1 pseudogene is annotated in these 465 nt (G+C 60.4%); it reads right to left on the bottom strand.

Annotation, left to right across the window (positions count from 1 at the left end):
• Positions 1 to 465: pseudogene (locus tag FY251_RS21180) on the bottom strand (GNAT family N-acetyltransferase); the annotation flags it as partial.

Raw genomic sequence — 465 nt, 5'->3', positions numbered from 1 at the left:
GACTCCGACTCCTGCCCGATACGGAGCCGCCGACGCGCCTCGCTGGTAAACCGGTCTCGAACGGCGTCTTTTCCACCAGAGAGGTCGGTGACATACGTATACTCCGGCCGAACTGTACAGTCATTCCACTTGAATTGCCGGACGTCATCGAGCCCGGTTGGCGACCGCACTCGGAGGTACTTCGGATCAATCGTGTCTTCGATATACTCGAATGCCGCATCGATGAATCCCTGCCGCCGTCGCTCACGCTTGCGTTGTTTGGGGTCCCCTCGAACGACGAACGCTGGACCAAGTCGGGGAATCCAGAGGTTCGGTGGCGGGGAAAAAACAGCACTGAACGGCCCCTTGCGAAGCTCGAAGATCGGCAGGACACCGATCGGCTCCTGTCCCTTGAACCCCATCAGCCGGTGGAGTTCCGTCCCTGACTCGGCTGCCAGTTGCTCTAGAGCCGCACACCGGTGGAAG

The sequence above is a fragment of the Haloferax sp. KTX1 genome, assembly GCF_902410085.1.
Taxonomy (GTDB): Archaea; Halobacteriota; Halobacteria; order Halobacteriales; family Haloferacaceae; genus Haloferax; species Haloferax massiliensis.
The sequence above is the reverse complement of the archived record's forward strand: the minus strand, read 5'-3'. Positions and strand labels throughout refer to the sequence as shown.